The sequence below is a fragment of the Geotoga petraea genome (assembly GCF_900102615.1).
GTDB classification, from domain to species: Bacteria; Thermotogota; Thermotogae; order Petrotogales; family Petrotogaceae; genus Geotoga; species Geotoga petraea.
This window is the reverse complement of sequence record NZ_FMYV01000001.1, coordinates 39624-59405: the sequence shown is the minus strand read 5'-3', so window position 1 is coordinate 59405 and position 19782 is coordinate 39624. Positions and strand designations below refer to the sequence as shown.

14 protein-coding genes and 1 CRISPR repeat array are annotated in these 19782 nt (G+C 28.0%); of the genes, 4 read left to right on the top strand and 10 right to left on the bottom strand.

Annotated features, from left to right (window positions below; genetic code table 11):
* Positions 1-7 precede the first annotated feature (7 nt).
* Positions 8-1954: direct repeats of the CRISPR family, unit length 30 nt; unit sequence ATTTAAATATAATCATTATTGATGTTAGAT.
* Positions 1955-2091: 137 nt separating this feature from the next.
* The 8 genes from BLS00_RS00240 to BLS00_RS00205 form a co-directional block, all read right to left on the bottom strand.
* The gene (locus tag BLS00_RS00240; protein WP_091401704.1) at positions 2092-4602 is read right to left on the bottom strand and encodes a CRISPR-associated helicase/endonuclease Cas3; all 2511 of its coding nucleotides are present in this window, start codon (positions 4600-4602) and stop codon (positions 2092-2094) included.
* Between the two features lie 11 nt (positions 4603-4613).
* Positions 4614-5333, bottom strand: coding sequence for a type I-B CRISPR-associated protein Cas5b (gene cas5b, locus BLS00_RS00235; RefSeq protein WP_091401701.1), 720 nt, complete (start codon positions 5331-5333; stop codon positions 4614-4616).
* 3 nt (positions 5334-5336) lie between these two features.
* On the bottom strand, positions 5337-6284 hold the full coding sequence (locus BLS00_RS00230) for a type I CRISPR-associated protein Cas7 (RefSeq protein ID WP_091401699.1): 948 nt from the start codon (positions 6282-6284) through the stop codon (positions 5337-5339).
* A complete protein-coding gene (locus BLS00_RS00225; protein WP_176759797.1) occupies positions 6281-8047 on the bottom strand; it encodes a hypothetical protein in 1767 nt (588 codons plus the stop codon). Before BLS00_RS00225 ends, BLS00_RS00230 begins: the two co-directional genes overlap by 4 nt.
* Before the next feature lie 27 nt (positions 8048-8074).
* Entirely contained in the window at positions 8075-8770 is a 696-nt protein-coding gene (locus BLS00_RS00220; protein ID WP_091401695.1) for a CRISPR-associated endoribonuclease Cas6, read from the bottom strand.
* 458 nt (positions 8771-9228) lie between these two features.
* Positions 9229-10623 (bottom strand): MATE family efflux transporter, encoded by a 1395-nt coding sequence (locus tag BLS00_RS00215; protein WP_091401692.1) that lies wholly within the window; start codon positions 10621-10623, stop codon positions 9229-9231.
* A 180-nt stretch (positions 10624-10803) separates the two neighbouring features.
* Complete coding sequence (locus BLS00_RS00210) at positions 10804-11949, bottom strand: NAD(P)-dependent malic enzyme (protein ID WP_091401690.1); 1146 nt, start codon at positions 11947-11949, stop codon at positions 10804-10806.
* Positions 11950-11954: 5 nt separating this feature from the next.
* Positions 11955-13079, bottom strand: a complete 1125-nt coding sequence (locus BLS00_RS00205; RefSeq protein ID WP_091401686.1) for an Ldh family oxidoreductase — start codon at positions 13077-13079, stop codon at positions 11955-11957.
* Positions 13080-13374: 295 nt separating this feature from the next.
* On the opposite strand from BLS00_RS00205, the gene arcA reads away from it, so the two are divergent.
* Genes arcA through arcC form a run of 3 tightly spaced genes read left to right on the top strand, consistent with a single transcriptional unit; the run spans position 13375 to position 16653 of the window.
* Positions 13375-14616 (top strand): arginine deiminase, encoded by a 1242-nt coding sequence (gene arcA / locus BLS00_RS00200; RefSeq protein ID WP_176759796.1) that lies wholly within the window; start codon positions 13375-13377, stop codon positions 14614-14616.
* Positions 14617-14646: 30 nt separating this feature from the next.
* Positions 14647-15636 carry an ornithine carbamoyltransferase gene (gene argF, locus BLS00_RS00195; RefSeq protein WP_091401681.1) on the top strand — a complete coding sequence of 330 codons (990 nt, stop codon included), beginning with the start codon at positions 14647-14649 and terminating at the stop codon, positions 15634-15636.
* A gap of 54 nt (positions 15637-15690) precedes the next feature.
* A complete protein-coding gene (gene arcC / locus BLS00_RS00190; protein WP_244885719.1) occupies positions 15691-16653 on the top strand; it encodes a carbamate kinase in 963 nt (320 codons plus the stop codon).
* Positions 16654-16686: 33 nt separating this feature from the next.
* Here arcC and BLS00_RS10875 read toward each other — a convergent pair whose 3' ends face one another.
* Complete coding sequence (locus BLS00_RS10875) at positions 16687-16791, bottom strand: MetS family NSS transporter small subunit (RefSeq protein WP_425307155.1); 105 nt, start codon at positions 16789-16791, stop codon at positions 16687-16689.
* 17 nt (positions 16792-16808) lie between these two features.
* Positions 16809-18326: a sodium-dependent transporter gene (locus BLS00_RS00185; RefSeq protein WP_091401676.1), complete on the bottom strand. Its 1518-nt coding sequence runs from the start codon at positions 18324-18326 to the stop codon at positions 16809-16811.
* A 596-nt stretch (positions 18327-18922) separates the two neighbouring features.
* Here BLS00_RS00185 and BLS00_RS00180 point away from each other — a divergent pair.
* Positions 18923-19780, top strand: a complete 858-nt coding sequence (locus BLS00_RS00180) for a branched-chain amino acid ABC transporter permease (RefSeq protein WP_167848929.1) — start codon at positions 18923-18925, stop codon at positions 19778-19780.
* Positions 19781-19782: the final 2 nt, after the last annotated feature.

Here is a 19782-nt window from a genome sequence, read left to right as displayed (position 1 = left end):
AAAGGAGATTTAAATATAATCATTATTGATGTTAGATATTTTATAGAGATAGCCTCCGAAATTGCGGACATGCATTTAAATATAATCATTATTGATGTTAGATCGGCATTAAATTTCTTCAAAGACATAAAATAATAGTATTTAAATATAATCATTATTGATGTTAGATTTTGGCTTCAACATTGCAACAAACTGGAGTTATAGGATTTAAATATAATCATTATTGATGTTAGATGTTTAGTTTCAATTTCATCAACGTTTAGATTAATACTATTTAAATATAATCATTATTGATGTTAGATCTTAGAGGGAATAAGTCAAGAAGAATTGGAATATCTATTTAAATATAATCATTATTGATGTTAGATAATATGTTATATGATGGAATTAGACGAAATATACGTATTTAAATATAATCATTATTGATGTTAGATAACAGTTAGTTAACAGTTTGTTGATATGTGAATATGATTTAAATATAATCATTATTGATGTTAGATGAATACAAACCAGAATTAGTCCAGAACGCAACATGGATTTAAATATAATCATTATTGATGTTAGATGGAAAAAGAAAGAAACAAAACGGGCGAGATATCGGAAATTTAAATATAATCATTATTGATGTTAGATAGGAAATTATAAACAGTCCTTACACTGCACACGACAATTTAAATATAATCATTATTGATGTTAGATAAAAAAAGACAACGGGAAAAATGCTACTGGTAGGCCATTTAAATATAATCATTATTGATGTTAGATGCATGATAAGCATAATCTATCAGTCCACTTTTTCGTGATTTAAATATAATCATTATTGATGTTAGATTATAGACAAGCTTTTAGACGATTTGAACAAAAGTTTATTTAAATATAATCATTATTGATGTTAGATTTTATTTTTTAAAAGTGAAAGAATAGAACTATATTTATTTAAATATAATCATTATTGATGTTAGATATACGACGCAAAATACATATCGGATAAATTGTATTTATTTAAATATAATCATTATTGATGTTAGATGGATCCAAACACAAATCAGATAGTTAACTCGTATGGATTTAAATATAATCATTATTGATGTTAGATAACAAAAAAAGGAGGAGTAAAAATGAGTATGATTTTATTTAAATATAATCATTATTGATGTTAGATGCAGATTTAGAAACTCCAGATGAAGATCCTTTCGGATTTAAATATAATCATTATTGATGTTAGATGTATAAAAAAAACAGGAGCGTATTCTACAAATTTTAATTTAAATATAATCATTATTGATGTTAGATGAGTGGCAATCATTCTCAAAACACAGGGCATACGCTATTTAAATATAATCATTATTGATGTTAGATTTAATATGTTGCAAAGAAAAGCAAAAAATATTCCTCAATTTAAATATAATCATTATTGATGTTAGATAGCTTGGTAGAGCGTTCATGGGATTTGATGGAGCTTATTTAAATATAATCATTATTGATGTTAGATTCGCTCAAACAGAAAAAATAAAGAAGAATTAGTATCATTTAAATATAATCATTATTGATGTTAGATGAAAAAGATTTTAATCAATTAGATTTACGTCTTAGAATTTAAATATAATCATTATTGATGTTAGATAAAAAACGACGGTTGGGGAGAGATAGCAGGTTGGAAATTTAAATATAATCATTATTGATGTTAGATTATATTAACTTACGAAACAGAAGAAAAAGAAATAATATTTAAATATAATCATTATTGATGTTAGATACGTTATCAGATATTATCCATTTTTCAAAAACAACGATTTAAATATAATCATTATTGATGTTAGATCTATTCTTTATGTGATTAATCCATGTATTGACAATTATTTAAATATAATCATTATTGATGTTAGATAATCTTAACAGACATGAAACAAGCAAAAAAAGAATTATTTAAATATAATCATTATTGATGTTAGATAGTCATCAATTCAAGTTTTTTAAAGATGAATATTTTAAATATTTCCCTTTTTATTATATTTTCAGAAGTTTTTTCCCAGTAATTTTCTTAAAAACCGTTGATTTTATGTTTTCTATTTTTAATGAAGGTTACGTTGATTATAGAATGTCATTCTCTGGGATAAAATCTCCTTTTTCAAAATCTTTAAATTTTTCAATACTGAACTTTCCATCCTCAAAAAATATTTCACCGTTAGGGTAATAATATATTTCTCCTATTTTTTCGCTATAGCTTTCTTTTTTTATGAATTTATTTACTTGCTTCAAGAAATAATTCATTTTTTGATATATTTTGGATAATTTGTATTTCTTTTCAGAATATTCTGTTTTTTCTTCTAATATTTTTTTAAATTCTTCCCAAACTTCTTTCCCAGATATAATTTCACCATTAATTGTTTCATCGAAATTTAAGAATATTTGAATTTTTTCATCATCTATTAGCTTCATATCGTTTGATATTCCTCTAAAATCTAAAATTTTAATTTTATTTTTACGACTTTCAATGCTATTTTCATTATGCTTTTGATTGGTAGTTTTTATTTTTTGAAATACATTTTTGTAATAGTCATTAAAGTTTTTGTTTTTTAAATTTTCTATATTTTCTGGATATTCTAATATATTGAATAATGTTCTGGCATCATTTTTATATATTTTTTTTGGGTCTGTTATTTTGAAAAAATAAACAATAGCATCTTTCTTTTTTGAAGATCTGTTAATTCTCCCAAGAAATTGCTCTTCATTATCTAAATATCCTATATTTTTATAACCAATATCCATATCTATATCTACTCCCGCTTCTATTACCTGCGTTGAAATTAATATGAATCCTTCTTTATTTTTAGCTTTTGATATTATTCTTTGTCTTTCTATAGGATTGTCATCCGAGGTTATTAATTCAATATCTCTTTTTATTTCTTTTTTTAGATATTTATAGAAATTAAAAGCTTCTTTTTTTTCTATAAATTCAATTAATATTTTGTCTTTTCCTTTTGTGTTTTCTAATATATGATTTTTTAAAGTTTCGAAAGATGTTCCCTCTTTTCTTAATAGTTCAAAATTTAAATTTACTCTGTTTTTAAATAAAGGATTTTTAAAATATTTATCTGGTTTTTTTATTAAATCAACAAAATGACTTTTTTTATTTTCTAGCATTTTATCTAGTTTTGGAAGAGTGGCAGACATTATTATAAATTTTATATTTAAATATTTTGCAAATTTATCAAAATAATTTATTATATCTTCCCACAAAGAATTTTTATAACTTTGTATTTCATCAATTATTATTATAGAGTTTGTTAGATGCAGTAAAGAGTAATGTGCATTTCTTGAATTACCAAAAAAAGCTTGAAATAAATTTACATGTGTTGTTATTATAAAAGGATAATGCCAAAATATTCTATCTAATAATATTTGATCATAATCACTTTTAGAATATTCAATTTCAGATTCTTTTTCATTTTTTTTATCATAATATCCTGTTAATGAATTTATTACTACTGGATCCAACTCTTGTCCAAATATTTCTTTTAAAATTTCATATGTTTGTTCAACTAATGTGTTAAAAGGGAAAACGTATATTATTTTATCCATTTTGTTTACTTCTAATAAGTTTAAAGCTAAATTTATTGATGTATTTGTTTTTCCGCTGCCTGTTGGAGCTTCCAGGTAAAATATATCTTTTTCAATATTTTGTTTTAACTCATTTTCACTTTCTAAAAACATTTCTGTTCTTAATTTATTTATTGGCATTTTTTCAAAGTTCATTTCATTATTTTTGTATTTCTCTATATTTTTATAAATTTCTGTACTTTGATAGTTTTCTATTATCTGTTCTTTTTTATCAATCAAACCAATATCTGTTATTTCTCCATTGAAGAACTCATAGGTTGCATAATAATCCGAAGATACTATCAAAGAATAATTTAGCTTTGTTAGCAATATATTTTCTATATAATTTTCTTTTATAATTTTTTCAGAATTTCTTTCAATTTTATAATAAGATTTTTGAGAAAAATAACCATGTTCATTTGAAACAATTGTATTTTTAATATCTTCAGATAATAAATCTAAGAACTCTTTGTTATTCAATATTTTATTATAATAATTACTCATTTTATCTATAAATTCATCCATATTTTCTAAGTTTGAATGGTGTCTTGAGATGTTATATGAGAATAGCAAATTGAAATATATTAATGGATATTTTTCATCATTGGATCGGTAATTCTTTAATATTTTTTCTATATAATATATTGAATATATTATTGAGGATATTATGGAATGATCTGTAGAATTTATATTTTTATATTTTTCTTTGTTTAAGCCTTTATTTGACATTTTTTCTATCTGGAAAAGTGGATTTATTTTCCCTATATCATGTAATATTATTGCGTTATAAAACATTTCATTTATAAGGCTTTTTATATTTTCCTTAATTTCTAAATTAATTATTAGATCATCTATTATTTTTTTTATTTTTTTATCTTCAAGAATTTTATTTAAATATTTTTTTGTTAATTCAGTATGCTCTATTAGTGTTTCTTTTTTATCTTCACTTAAATGAGCATAAACTGTTTTTTCATTTAATAAATTCCCCATGTCTATATACATTTTTTTCTCCTTTAGAAGAAGTACAAGATTTTTTCTCCATCAGTATATACATCGCTGCCATTTTTCAATTTTTCAATTTCTAAATTTGTGTATATTGTATTTTCAAATTCATAGAAATTATACATTTCGTTTAATTTAATTGGTTGCTTTTCTTTTAGAATATATTCATTTTCATCATCATATGGATAAATCCCTAATTCACATATTTTTTCTAAAAATATTGAATCTATATGGTTTATTTTTTCTTCTTTTGATAGGTTCACTTTTTCTACATCTTTTATATCTGCTGAATGATCATTTTTACCTAAATAAGGGATATATTCGGTTTTTTTATTTAAAAGGAAGTTTTCTATTTTCTCATATTCCTGACTTTGGTTTTCTAATATATATATATCCCATTCTGGTTCTTCTAACCATTGTTCTCTTACATTTAAGATGTTATTAGCTTCTTGAGAAGCATAACCGACTGTATTATTAAATATTTGTATTTTTTTGTCAAAATACTTTTTCTTTGGTACTATTGATATTTTAAAATCTTTTAATTTTTCATAAAATTCTGGATATTTTTCTTTTTTTTGTTGATTATATCCTTTTAACCCTATAATAGCTCCAAATACTCCTAATAATGCTATTTTATGTATATTGTTGTAAGTATAATAGGCATATTGATTTACATCTGGTTTTTTAAAAAAAGCCGTTTTTCCACTCAAATTGAATTTCAGAGCTTTCATTTTTTACTCAACCTCTTTTTTTGTATATATGTTCATCAATTTTATAGGTAATTTATTTAATTTTTCCATTTTTATTTCTGTTAAAAATTCATTATAATATATTTCTATTTTTTCTATTTCTTCTATATAATCATTTAAAAATTCAAGTTTATTAAGATCAAATACATCTTTTTCACTTTTTGAAAATTCTATAAAATTAGAGATATCTGGTAAATACATTTTTGAATCTTCTTTTGTCTCAACAAATATACCTAATTCGTTTTCACAACCAAATTTTGAATTAGTATTTAATGCTGTTGTGCTTATTAGTGCGGCTTCTTTAAATTTTTCGTATGCTTCTTCCGAATAACCTTCAAATCCTTCTACAATATTTTCATATTCTTCATATGATTTTGGGTTTACAGAAAAGCCATAAATATAATGGGCCTCATCTGTCACAATTTTTTTACCTATAGATGTCATCTGCGCATCTTCAGAAGTTGCATCTTTAAAAGGAGATAATATATCTTGTGTTATTACTTTTGTTTCAGAGTATTTGTTCATTCCTTGATTAAATTGAACTGCTCCTGTTATAGATAAATTTTGTCCACCTTCTGCAAATGTTGCTCCAAAATTTAAAACGTCTATACATGAAAAGAGGTTCCCCATCACTTCATTTGAATCCTTTTTATTTATTTCTGTTTCAAATAAATACTCGTATCTCTCAGATAGTGTTCTTGGAACTATCTTCTTTTCTTTCTTTTTGTTCTCTGTTTCAGTATAAGATCTAATATACATTACCTTTTCTCCATCTTTATCCCACATATATTTCATAGGGAATTTTACTGCTTTATCACTTGCAAAATATTCTCCTCTTGAAATTGATTTTGGTCTACCTGTAAAATCTGCATTAAAATTAGCCATCTTTGATTTTATCGACACTGCCCCGTATACTCTTTTTTTAAATTTCATATTATTTCATCTCCTTTTTTTAAATTTTCTCTATCTTCTTTATTTGAATAAAATATATTTTCTCTTGTTAAATAACCAGCAAAAAACATGTCAAAGTCTATCTTTTCTTTTTCATTCTCAAAATTAAATAAAATTGATATAAGGTTGTCTCTAAATTGATTTAGCATCAATTCATGTTTATATTTTTCAAAGTATCCTGCTATTTCATGTTTCATATCTTCAACTGTTGAACAATTTAAAAATGGTGAAACTAATTCATGAGTTTTTTTACTTTTTTTACTTTTACCTATCAAATATTTTACTATTTGACCTGCTAAAAAAGAGTATTCTTCAATATTTTGTAATTGAGTTATATCTTCTCCATTTTTTTTGAAATACTCTAAATTACTTCTTATTTTATCTTTCATTTCTACTCCTCCTAATTCAAAATAAATTTTCATTGAAATATACAAATTAAATGCTGGTATTACATAATCTCCTGATTTTTTAAAATTCTCTTTTATTATTTCTACTCCATATTTAGTTAAAATATGTTTTATATCTCTTACTTTATTTTTCTTAAAATAATTATAAAAACTATCTCTTGTTATCATCAATATTTCTTTTAAATATGAGCTGATTGATTGGTCGCGTATCCTTTCTTCAAAATAATTATTTTTTAATTTTTGATTAAAAAAATAATAATCTACCTTACTCTCTAATTCATATAATCGTGATATTGGCCTATATTCTTCTTTCATTTTTAATTTTTTAGATGGTTCGATTATTTTTTTATAGTCAAAATTTATATTGTTATCAAAATCTATGAGATAATCATAGTCTTTAATAATGGCTTTCCCATTTTCATTTTCTTTATAAATAAAATGACAGTTTTCTTTATCGACATTTTCTTGGTTGTAATCTCCTTTAAACTTACAATTTCCAGTTATATAGAAATACCTGTTTTTTAAATTAGAAAGAAATTCAAAGAAATTATATAAATCCATTGCTTGTTCAGGAGATACTCTAAATGGGGCTTCAAATTTTGTGCTTTTTAACTGATTGAATGGTTTTTTTGAATTTAAAGAAATATTTGGAATCGGTAATCCGTAAATTTCTCCTTCTCTACCTTCTCTGTTATAACTATTACTTGCAAAAATCCTCGGTTTTGTGTATAATTCGTAAAATTTTTTATATTTATCTAAATCTTTATCAAAAAATACTTTTAAATAATAACTCTTGAATTTAGAATCTTTTTCATTATTTTTTTCTTTAATTTCTTCTAATAGATTCTTTATATCTCCGTATTTATCGATTAAAATTTTTTTATATTCTTCTATATTATAATTATCCATATCATCTACTGGTAATGTTTCAGAAAGCGTGTCAAATATTTTTTGAGTATTTTTATCATTGCTTCCATATGATCTAGGATTTTTTAGTTTTTCAAAATGTGAATTTAATAATTTGATATAATTGTTTTTTTCTTTATAATTTTCCATCTTTAAAAACATTGTGAAAAAATTGTTAGAATGTATTTTTCTATTTTTTGTATCAATACATTTGTTGGTATCTAAAATTGAACTAAAATAATCTCTCTCTTTAAACCATTCATATTTTTCACTATGAAAAAGTTCATCATCATCTTTTTTGTTTTTTACAAATAAATGATCTATTATTTCACCAGTTTCATCTAATTTGATATATACTCCATCTTTTAAACTATAGTTATCTAAAATTATATTTGGGTCTTTTTCAAACTCTCTACTAAAAATATTTAACAATTCTAATAAAATTTCAAACACCTCCTTTTATTTTCCAATAACGTATCCTCCACCGAGGCTACTATTTTTTTCTAAAATTCCTACAGCATTTGCTAATTTCGCTAATTTTTGAGATTCCACCGATGTACCTACTTTAATATTGAATTTATTCCCTAAAACTTTAAAATCTTTGTATTTGTAAACTATAGGCTTTTTATTTATCACTTCTATATACTCAATAAATTCATCTTTCAAATCTAATTCTTCTTCAAAATAGTTTTCATACTTTTTTAAAAGATTGTTTTTTATTCTTTCTTTTATTAACTCTAACCCATCTTCTTTTTTCCAATAACCTTTATTTCCATCTAATGTACTGATTGAAGCATTTAAAGTATAAAGACTTGTTATAAATTGCTGTTGGTAAACATTTATTTCAGATGAAACTATATGAAAAAAATCATTGTTGATTTTATTGTAATTATTTTTGATTTCTTCAATAAATGATTTATTCAATGATTTTAATCTAAAAAAATACACTCTCCCCCTTTTGTAAACTTTATCTTTTTCAATTGGAGATAATCCGCTAAAAACATAGTACTTTATTTTATTTTCTTTATGAAACTTTTTTAGCTCCTCAGAAAAATACATACTTTGATTTATCAATTCCCCAATACGCCAGTTTATCTCTTGATAATCTATATCTTTTTTCGAAAATACAGTGGTTAACAACTCATAATATTTCATTTTATACCTCCTTTTATTAATCGTTTTACATTATATTTTTATTATATCATCATCAAATCTTTTTATTTCACTTTAATATCGTTTATTTTATTCATATTTTAATATAAAGATAAAATATATCAATATATTTTATTTCATGTTGTATTTATATTGTATACCTTTTTATTACTTATTGTCAAATGATAAAAAAACTCCCTTTAAAAGGGAGTTTACACACATAGTGTTATTGTTTGAATTTTTTAAATTACCTGCAATTTAAATACAACAATTTAAATATAGAAACTATAGTTGTTATTTTTTTATTATACCATCATTTAATAATTAATTTTTGTGTTTACTTTTTGTGAGTATCATTCAAAATGCTGACTTTTATTTTTCTGGTGCGTTGATTATTTATTTAATTTTTGCTGTTTTTTAAAAGCTTTAGTTACTGATTTTTTCAACCGTATCTATGGAGTCTATTCTTGTTTTACATATTCTTTTTGCATATTTTCATTTTTCATTTCTTTCATATTTTTTCTTAGTAACAGAACTACCCAAATTATGTTTACTATGAAAGCAATTGATTCTGCTATTGGAAAGGCAAACCATGCCGAGTCAAGCCCTCCTATCCTTGCTAAAATATACATTGATGGCAAAAGTATCAATGCCTGTCTTAAAAATGTTATTACTAAACTCGGTACACCTTTTCCAAGTGCCTGGAATGTTCCAGCTCCTATGACATTTAAAGCCATAAACATGTAAGATATGCTTACTTTTCTAAAAGCTGGTATACCAATTTCTATAAATTCTGGATTTGAATTAAACATTCTCAGAAGAGGTTCTGTGAAAACCTGGAATACTGTAAAGCCTATGGCTCCAAAGGTTAAAGCGGTTAGCCATCCAATAAGAACTGTTCTTTTCATTCTTTCGGGTTTTTTGTATCCGTAATTGTACCCGAGCAACGGTAGATAACCTTGATTCAATCCAAACACTGCCATTAGATAAAAGGATTGAAGTCTAAATACTACACCCATAACACCTATTGCAGTGGTGTTGTACATACCAAGTATTCCATTTATTATAGTTATGGCAAAACTAAACATCAGTCTGTTTACCATTGCTGGTATTCCTACTTTAAAAATATCTTTTATTATTTGAAAATCAAACTTGAAAAGCTTAAAATTGAATTTAATTTCGTTTTTATCGCTAAATAGAACAAATGTTATGAATATTCCTCCAAGAGTTCTTGCAATTATAGTAGCAGTTGCAGCTCCTTCTACCCCCATTTCTGGAAATATCCATATTCCATATATCAATAATGGATCTAATATTATATTCGTTATGGCCCCAATAAACATAGTAACCATGGGAAGAAAAGTGTTTCCTTCACCTCTCAGAATGTAGTTAAATGTAGCTGGAGCAAAAATTGCCAATGAACCAGTCATGATTATCCTTATGTATCTTTGAGATAAGTCAATTAGTACGGGATCGTTTGTAAATATAGACATTATTTCATCTGATAAGAAAAAACCTATTGTTCCTATTACTGCACCATATACTATAGCCAGTATAAAAACATGTTCCGCCGCATTACTCGCTCTTTTCTTTCTTCCTTCTCCCAGAAGTCTGGATATTAAAGAACTGGCTCCTATCCCAGTACCAACGCCTAAAGCTATTATTATTAATTGGACGGGGAAAGCAAGGGATAGTGCAGAAAGGTATTCTGTTCCAAGGTTTCCAATATAAATACTGTCTATTATGTTGTATAAAGACTGAATTATCATTCCTGCTATTGCAGGAAGAGATAGTTTTATCAATAATTTACTTATTTTTTCTTGTCCGAGTCTGTCAGATTTGTTTCCTGCCGGCATAATTTATTCTCCTTATAAAATGATTTTTTAACTACCACTTTAATAATAAACGATATATAAATCAATGTCAAAGAAAATCAAAAAAGTTAGCTTTCTTAATCTTTTTATAAAAGTATCATTGCAATTATTTAAAATAACCAACCCTTACAAAATTTTGTAAGGGTTTGTTTTAATTATTATTTATTTTTCAGCTGCATTTATTACGGCATTTGCAACGTTTTCTGCAATTCCTGGTTTAAAAGCTTTTGGCAATATATTTTCTTCGTTTAATTCTTCTTCTGGAATCATTTCTGCTATTGCCTTTGCAGCTGCTATTTTCATTTCTTCAGTAATTTGTGTTCTGGCTTTTAGAGCACCTTTTAGTATCCCTGGAAAAGCGAGTACATTGTTTACCTGATTTGGAAAATCTGATCTACCTGTACCAATTATTCTCGCCCCACCTGCTTTGGCTTCTTCTGGCATTATTTCTGGTACAGGGTTTGCCATTGCAAAGACTATTGCATCTTTATTCATTGTTTCTATCATTTCTTTTGTCACTATTCCAGGTGCAGAAACACCAATGAAAATATCGCTGTTTATCAAAGCTTCAGAAAGATCACCTTGTATTTTTTCTGGATTTGTCATATCTGCTATTTCTCTTTTTGCCCAATTATCTTCCATTTGAGTTAGTATTCCTTTTCTGTCTGTAAGTATTATATTTTTTATCCCAAAGTTCAACAATATTTTTGCTATTGCTATTCCTGCTGAACCAGCACCACTTATAACTACCTTTAAATTTTCTTTTTGCTTTTTTATTATTTTTAAAGAGTTCATTATACCTGCAAGAACTATTATCGCAGTACCATGTTGATCATCGTGAAAAACAGGGATTTTTAAATCTTGTTTTAGTCGTCTTTCTATTTCAAAGCATCTTGGAGCGGATATGTCTTCGAGGTTTACCCCACCGAGTCCGGGAGATATTATTTTTATTGTATTTACTATTTCGTCTACATCGTTTGTGTCCAAACATATTGGGAAAGCATCTATATCTGCAAATTCTTTGAAAAGAACACATTTCCCTTCCATAACCGGGAGTGCTGCTTCTGGGCCTATATCACCAAGGCCAAGAACTGCAGAACCATCTGTAACTACAGCAATAGTATTTGATTTCATGGTATATTTATAAACATTTTCTATATCTTTTTCTATTTCTTTACAAGGTTCAGCAACTCCTGGGGTGTATGCTATGGCTAAATCTTCTGATGTGTTAACCTTTACTTTCGATTTTATTTCGAGCTTTCCTCTCCATAATTCGTGTTCTTTTAAAGCCTTTTCTCTCATATCCATTTACATCATCCCTTTTCAAAATCAAATTTGTAATTCAAATTGTATTTATCTCTTAACTCTATTATCTGTTCTCTAAGCTTTTTGTTTAATGGTGCTCCTTTGTCTTTTCTTTCGAGCCATGTTTCGTATTCTTTTTCTCCTGCAGTCCATATTCTTTCTGCTCCTGGCATCTTTTCTGAATTTCTCAATTCTCTCAATATTTGACCTGTTGTTTTTTTGAATTTTTCTGGTTCTGTAAATGCGTTTATACCAATTGCTATAAAAAAGTGTCCCAATCTATATGGCCTTTTGTTTCCGTCTTTATCAAAACCTGAAAGAGCTTTTAAAAATGCCCCTTGTTGTAAAGCAGCTGAAAGGATTTCTACAACCGTTGCATAATCATATCCTTTATAGCCACCGTTTTCTTCACCTATTCCTCCAAGAGGAACTAATGAAGCTTCTCCTGCAAGGATCAATTTTAATATTTCTTTTGGGTCTGTTTTGCTTTTTCCGTCTTTCCCAACTACCCAGCCTTCCGGTACTTCTTTACCAGCTCTATCATACATTTCAATTTTTCCTCTTTGAGATACTGGTGTTGCAAAGTCAGCGAAGAAAGGAAATTCTTCGTCTGTAGGCATAACAAAAGTCAAAGGGTTTGTTCCAAGCATAGGTTCTACTCCCCAAGTTGGAGCCACAGAAGGTCTGGCATTTGTTCCTGTTATTCCAATCATGTCTTGTTCTGATGCCATAAGTCCGTAATATCCTGCGATTCCATAATGAGTGGAGTTTCTTACCACAACCATGCCCATTCCATATTTCTTTGCTTTTTCTATAGCCATTTTCATGGATTTGTAACCTATTACATGACCCATCCCATCGTGTCCGTCTACCACAGCTGTTGTTGGAGTTTCTCTAACAATTTCAAAATTTGTTACTGGTTTTTGTATTCCATCGTTTATTCTATCTATGTAAATAGGTTTTAACCTGCCTATTCCGTGAGTATCTATTCCTCTTTTATCTGCGGCAATTAAAACATTGGCACATATTTTCGCATCTTCTTCTGGTACACCAACACTTTTAAAAACATCTGTCATGAAATTTTCCAATTTGTCAAAATCTACCCAAGATACATCATCATAAACCATAGCCATATTTTTGCCTCCTTTTAAAAAATCATTTCATTTTCATTATACTATTAATTACCCTTTTAAAAAAAGTTTTTATTTTTTTGTTATTTCTTATATAATATATATGATTATTTTTATCTCTGATATTTTTTTCAATTAACGTTTTTGTGCTTATGTAAGAATATTTAGATTACTTTTTAAAAATATATAATTTAAGTATTAAAAAGATTAATGAAAAATATTTCATAACATTCGTTCTCATTCTCAATAACCAGCTCATATAAGATTTAATTAAATAACAATATCATATTATAATTATATGAAACGATACAAAGGGGGAGATTTGGTGGCTATAAGAGTTTATTCTGAAATAGGAAAACTTAGAAGCGTATTACTTCACAGACCTGGAGCAGAGCTTGAAAATTTAGCTCCTAATTACTTATCTGATTTGCTTTTTGATGATATTCCTTTTTTAAAAAAAGCCCAGGAAGAACACGATAATTTTGCAAAAGTTTTAGAAGAAAATGGTTCAAAAGTATACTATATTTCAAATCTTTTAGAAGAAACTCTTGAAAATGAAAATATAAAAAAGATTTTTTTAGATGAATTTTTGGAAATGTCAGAAATTAATAACCAGATCATTAAATCTTCTTTAGAAGATTATTTGTTATCTATGGATACAAAATCTATGGTTGCAAAAATGATCGCTGGAGTTAGAACAAATGAACTGGAACTTAAAAAAGAGATTTTTTCGGTAAAGGTTAGAAAATCAAATATGGATATTCCATTTTTTCTAAACCCTATGCCAAACCTTTATTTTCAAAGAGACCCTGTTGCTATGATTGGTAAAGGAGCCAGCATAAACAGGATGAGAACACCAGCAAGAAGAAGAGAATCTATGCTTATGGAATACGTTTTAAAATATCACCAAGATTTTAAGGATACTCCTCTCTATTATAAAAAGTCTTTCCCATATGCAGTTGAAGGTGGGGATATTTTAATATTAGATGAAAAAACTATAGCCGTGGGTATATCTGAAAGAACTGACCCAGAAGCATTAGAAACTCTTGCGGATAAAATTTTTAAAGAGTATAATGATTCTTTTGATACAATTCTTGGATTTTTGATACCAGCCAAAAGAGCTTATATGCATCTTGATACAGTTTTTACCATGATTGATTATGATAAATTTGTAGTACATTCTGAACTCGAAGAAGCAATGAAAATTTTTGTATTGAGGAAAAATGATGAATCAGATTACGTTATTGAAGAAGAAACTGGTTCCCTAAACAAAATACTCGAAAAACATTTAGATAAAGACAAAATAACCCTTATTAAATGTGGAGATGGAGACGAAATAGCAGCTGCAAGAGAACAATGGAACGATGGTTCAAATGTTCTTGCCATAGAACCAGGGAAAATAATTGCTTATGACCGTAATATTATCACAAATAAATTGTTAAAAGATCATGGAGTAGAAGTTTTAGAAATAGAATCCAGTGAACTTTCAAGAGGCCGAGGCGGGCCAAGATGCATGAGTATGCCATTATACAGAGAATAATACAACATCAAATAACATAGGAGGGATTTTATGCCTGTAAATTTAAGAGGAAGAAACTTTTTAACTTTGAAAGACTTCACAAAAGAAGAAATCCAATATATGCTGGATCTTTCTAAAGACTTGAAACAAAAGAAAAGAATGGGTATTAAAGGAAATATGCTTGAAGGTAAAAACATAGTTTTATTATTTGAAAAAACTTCAACAAGGACTAGAGCTGCTTTTGAAGTTGCTGCATTAGACGAAGGAGCACACGTTACTTTCTTATCTAACTCACAAATGGGTAAAAAGGAAAGCATAAAAGATACAGCAAGAGTACTTGGTAGATATTACGATGGAATAGAATTTAGAGGGTTCAAACAAGAAACAGTTGAAGAATTGGCAGAAAACGCTGGAGTTCCAGTTTGGAATGGTTTAACAGATTTAGACCACCCAACACAAATATTGGCTGATTTCTTAACAGTTATGGAAAACGTAAATAAACCATTAAACAAAGTTAAATTTGTTTATGTGGGAGATGGAAGAAACAACATGGGTAACGCATTAATGATAGGTGCTGCAAAAATGGGAATGGATTTTGTTACCATTTCTCCAAAAGAACTGTTCCCAAAAGAAGATTTGGTGAAAGAAATGAGAGAAGTAGCTAAAGAATCAGGAGGTTCAATCACAATTACAGACGATGTAAACGCTGTTGAGAATGCTGACGTTATCTACACTGATGTTTGGGTATCCATGGGAGAAGAAGACCAATTTGAAGAAAGAATCAAATTGTTAAAACCATATCAAGTTAATATGGATATGATCAAAAAAACTAACAATCCAGATGTTATTTTCTTACATTGTTTGCCTTCTTTCCATAACACAGATACTATTGTAAGTGCTGAAATTTACGAAAAATTTGGTATATCAGAAATGGAAGTTACCGATGAAGTGTTCGAAAGTAAATATTCTAAAGTTTTTGATGAAGCTGAAAATAGAATGCATACTATTAAAGCTGTTATGGTTGCAACTATTCACGGTTAATTTTTTGTTTTTAATATATATAGACGGGAGAAATCCCGTCTTTCATTTCTAATAATGAAAAAAGGAGTTGATATAATGGCAAAAAAATTAGCAGTTATTGCAATTGGTGGTAACGCAGTTAACAGACCTGGTGAAGTTCCTAATGCAGAAAATATGTTAAAAAATATATCTGAAACTGCAAGTTATTTAGCTGACATGATAGAAAAAGATTATGACATAGTTATAACACACGGCAATGGGCCACAAGTGGGAAATATATTGATTCAACAAGATATAGCAAAAGATAAAGTTCCTCCTTTCCCAATGGATGTGAACGGGGCTATGACACAAGGATATCTTGGATATATGATAATAAAATCTTTGAAAAATATTTTAGTTGAAAGAGGCATAGAAAAAGAAATTGCTTCAGTTGTAACTCAAATTGTGGTAGACGAAAAAGACGAAGGATTTAAAAACCCTTCTAAACCAGTTGGGCCTTTTTATACAGAAAAAGAAGGAAAGCAGTTGCAAGAAGAAAAAAGCTGGGATTTCAAAGAAGATTCAGGAAGAGGTTGGAGAAGAGTAGTACCATCTCCTATACCGTTAGAAGTAATTGAGAAAAAAATAATCCAAAAATTGGTTGATGAAGATTTCTTAGTAGTTGCTGGTGGCGGTGGCGGAATACCTGTCATTAAAAAAGATGGAAAAATAATTGGTGTTGAAGCAGTCATAGACAAAGACAGAGCTTCTGCATTGATAGCCAAAGATTTAAATGCAGATGAATTCATTATTTTGACTGCTGTTGAAAAAGTGGCTCTTAACTTTGGAAAAGAAAACCAAAAAGACTTGGATGAATTAACAGTTGAAGAAGCTGAAAAATATATGTCTGAAGGCCATTTTGCAAAAGGGAGTATGCTTCCAAAGATTGAAGCTTGTCTTTCTTTTGTTAAAGAAAGTGGAAAACCCGCTTTGATAACTGATATGCAAAAATTAACTGAAGCTTTAGAAGGAAAAACAGGAACTAAAATAGTAAAATAAATAGTTACAGGTGGAAAAAAATCCACCTGTATTTTATTTTTTATTTGATTTTTTAAAGGCTATACCTAAAAAGTAAAATAATCCTCCAAATAATATTAATCCAGAACCAATCATAACTATCCAAGCTCCTAAAGACATGATAACCCCCTCCTTATTTATTCCTCTGATTCCAAGTTAGTTAAAAATTCTTTTTTAGTATAATCTTTTTTATCTTTTGGTTTTAGTATAGTAAATACTATTCCAACAACAAAACTGAGCAATACTATTGATACTCCAGTAATAAGAGCCCATGGCTCATATCCTTCGTAAGGTGTTTTAAATTCTTCTATAGCTCCTCTAACAAAAACAAAAATCAATAAAATAGGTATAACATATTTTAAAGCGTACTCAAACCATTTACCAATTTTTATTTCTGAAACACTATTTACATATTCCCTAATGTTATCAGCACCAACATACCAACCAAATATTATGGTTTCTAATATACCCACTACCAGCAAAGAATATGTACCAACAAAATGATCAAAAATATCTAACCAGAAAATTCCTCCCTGAGTTGAAAAGAATAATCCCAACAAAAATCCAATAGTGATAAAAGTAATTAAAAATTTCTTTTTTGTAATTAAAAATTTATCTGAAAAGGCCGATTCTACTGCTTCCACAAGGGAAAAAACTGAATCAATCCCCAAAGTTAAAAGCATTACAAAAAATAATAATCCAAATATTGTCTGAACTATAACTCCTCCTGGTAACAAAGAAATAGCTTGAGGATATGTGATAAAAGCAAGTCCTATCCCTCCGTTAACAACATCCGGTACTTGAACCCCCTGTATATTCGCCATATAACCAAGAATTGAAAATACAGCTATGGCAGCTAAAAAAGATGTTGCTGAGTTACCAAAAGCCACTATCATAGAGTTGTTGTTTATATCAGATTTTTTTGTATTATAACTTCCATATGCTATCATGATTCCAAATCCTAAACTGAGAGAAAAGAAAATTTGGCCAACAGCTTCAACCCATGTTGTAGCTGAAGTTAACTGTGAAAAATTTGGTGAAAATAAATATTCCAATCCCGATGCCGATCCTTCTAATGTCATCCCTCTTATCCCAAGTATCACCAACAATATTGTTGGTAAAGGAACTGTCCAGGCAACTGTTTTACCAACACTCGATGTCCCTTTTCTCAAGATAAAATAAACCCACAACCAACTTAAAGCCAGTCCTATTGCTATTGGTAAAACTATACCCCCAACATTTTCTGGGCCAGAAGATCTGTTTAAAAAAGAAACAAAAAAGTCTCCAGTATTGTTCCCCCAAGAAACATTTAAAGAAAATAATAAATAATTAAAAATCCAACCCATAATTACACTGTAATAAAATGTGATTATAGCTGCAGAAAGCACAGCCCACCAACCAGCAAATTCAAATTTTTTTGATATTTTTGCCATTGATTTGGGTGCACTTGACTGGAATCCTTGCCCAATAGCAAACTCAGCAATCAATAAAGGTATGCCTACAATAAATAAAGCTATAAAATAGGGAATGAAAAATGCTCCACCTCCATTTTCATAAGCTTTATAAGGAAATCTCCAAGCATTCCCCAACCCTGCAGCTGATCCTATTGCAGCAAGAACAAACGCAAAACGAGTACCCCACCTCTGTCTCTTCATAATATCTCCCTCCTTAAATATACTCCGCAATATTGGTGTTATTATATTACATAAGATGATTAAAGTCAAATATCATTAACTATCATTATAATTCTTTGTTATAATCCGTTTTACTCGTTTTTTCACGAATTTTTTTTCATGAATTATTTTGCTATGATAACAATATCATTAGTTAAACTAACTTAGTAAATTTTTACCATTAATCTACCAATTGATTAATTTACGTAAATTTATTGTTATTATTTTCACTTTAAATCATTAAAAAATAGTACAAAATTTAAACCATTTTCATTTGTTAGAAAATCTCTCTTCCTTGCATATATATGATTCCATTTGCTAACAATCAGTCCTAAGCAAACATTACTATATTTTGATAATTTTGTAAAAAGTAATAAAATTAAATTTGAGAGATTTGAGATATGATTCACCCTTAACTTTATTTATAATATAAGATTTATTTCTTTAAAAAATAATAATTAAACATCACCAAACCTAATTAAACTTGCATAATTTTTTTGGTGATTATGTTTTTTTACAACTGTGAGATATGATTCAGCCATAATATTTTAGTTTAATAGATGAAAGGGGTGTGTGTTTTGTTTGCTAATGTGTTCATAAACGGAACTATAAATGGTTCTATTTACGCACTAATCGCATTAGGTTTTTCATTAACCTTTGGGGTAGCGGGAGTTGTTAACCTTTATCATGGTGCATATTATATGGTCGCCGCATATATGATGTACTGGTTTGTTAGTATAGGGGTTTCTCCTATTTTGGCTGCTTTATTGTCATTACTTTTTGTAGCGATTTTGGGTAGTGCAATGATGAAAGGACCCATCTTGTACTTGAGAAAAAGAGGAGAGAGTATTTATATTCTTATTTTTACTTTAGGCGCTTCTTATTTTACTCAATATCTTTTGACATTGATCTTCGGAGCCAGAAGATATTCGATAGAACCATTTTTTGATACATCAATTGAATTATTGGGCGAAACCATACCTGGTTCAAGGTCATTTGCTTTTTTAATTTCAATTATTACTATTATTGTTTTAATGCTTTTTATTAATAAAACTACTTTTGGTAAACAAATTTTAGCCACATCTCAAGATACTTATGCTGCGGAGTTAGTCGGAATAAACACTTCAAGAGTATTTGTTGCTGTTGCTGCAATTTCTGCAGTATTGGCTGGGATTGGTGGTATAGCGATTTCGCCATTTTTGTCTATATCTGTAGATATGTGGCTTTCAACTCTATTAAAAGCTTTCTCAATTGTTATTTTAGGTGGTTTAGGAAGTATAGGTGGAAGTATCGTTGCTGCCTTCATTATGGGATATTTAGAAGGCTTTATATCCTATGCTTGGTCATCTTCCATGGCTGAAGTGTCTTTCTTAGTTCTTGTATTTATTTTCTTAATTTTTAAACCGACTGGAATCATGGGAAAGAAAACTATATAAAA

Excerpts from the sequence above, each read along its gene's own strand:
- BLS00_RS00240 (WP_091401704.1), bottom strand. The coding sequence starts at position 4,602 with ATGTATATAGACATGGGGAATTTATTAAATGAAAAAACAGTTTATGCT.
- cas5b (WP_091401701.1), bottom strand. The coding sequence starts at position 5,333 with ATGAAAGCTCTGAAATTCAATTTGAGTGGAAAAACGGCTTTTTTTAAA.
- BLS00_RS00230 (WP_091401699.1), bottom strand. The coding sequence starts at position 6,284 with ATGAAATTTAAAAAAAGAGTATACGGGGCAGTGTCGATAAAATCAAAG.
- BLS00_RS00220 (WP_091401695.1), bottom strand. The coding sequence starts at position 8,770 with ATGAAATATTATGAGTTGTTAACCACTGTATTTTCGAAAAAAGATATA.
- BLS00_RS00215 (WP_091401692.1), bottom strand. The coding sequence starts at position 10,623 with ATGCCGGCAGGAAACAAATCTGACAGACTCGGACAAGAAAAAATAAGT.
- BLS00_RS00210 (WP_091401690.1), bottom strand. The coding sequence starts at position 11,949 with ATGGATATGAGAGAAAAGGCTTTAAAAGAACACGAATTATGGAGAGGA.
- BLS00_RS00205 (WP_091401686.1), bottom strand. The coding sequence starts at position 13,079 with ATGGCTATGGTTTATGATGATGTATCTTGGGTAGATTTTGACAAATTG.
- arcA (WP_176759796.1), top strand. The coding sequence starts at position 13,375 with ATGAAACGATACAAAGGGGGAGATTTGGTGGCTATAAGAGTTTATTCT.
- argF (WP_091401681.1), top strand. The coding sequence starts at position 14,647 with ATGCCTGTAAATTTAAGAGGAAGAAACTTTTTAACTTTGAAAGACTTC.
- arcC (WP_244885719.1), top strand. The coding sequence starts at position 15,691 with ATGAAAAAAGGAGTTGATATAATGGCAAAAAAATTAGCAGTTATTGCA.
- BLS00_RS10875 (WP_425307155.1), bottom strand. The coding sequence starts at position 16,791 with ATGTCTTTAGGAGCTTGGATAGTTATGATTGGTTCTGGATTAATATTA.
- BLS00_RS00185 (WP_091401676.1), bottom strand. The coding sequence starts at position 18,326 with ATGAAGAGACAGAGGTGGGGTACTCGTTTTGCGTTTGTTCTTGCTGCA.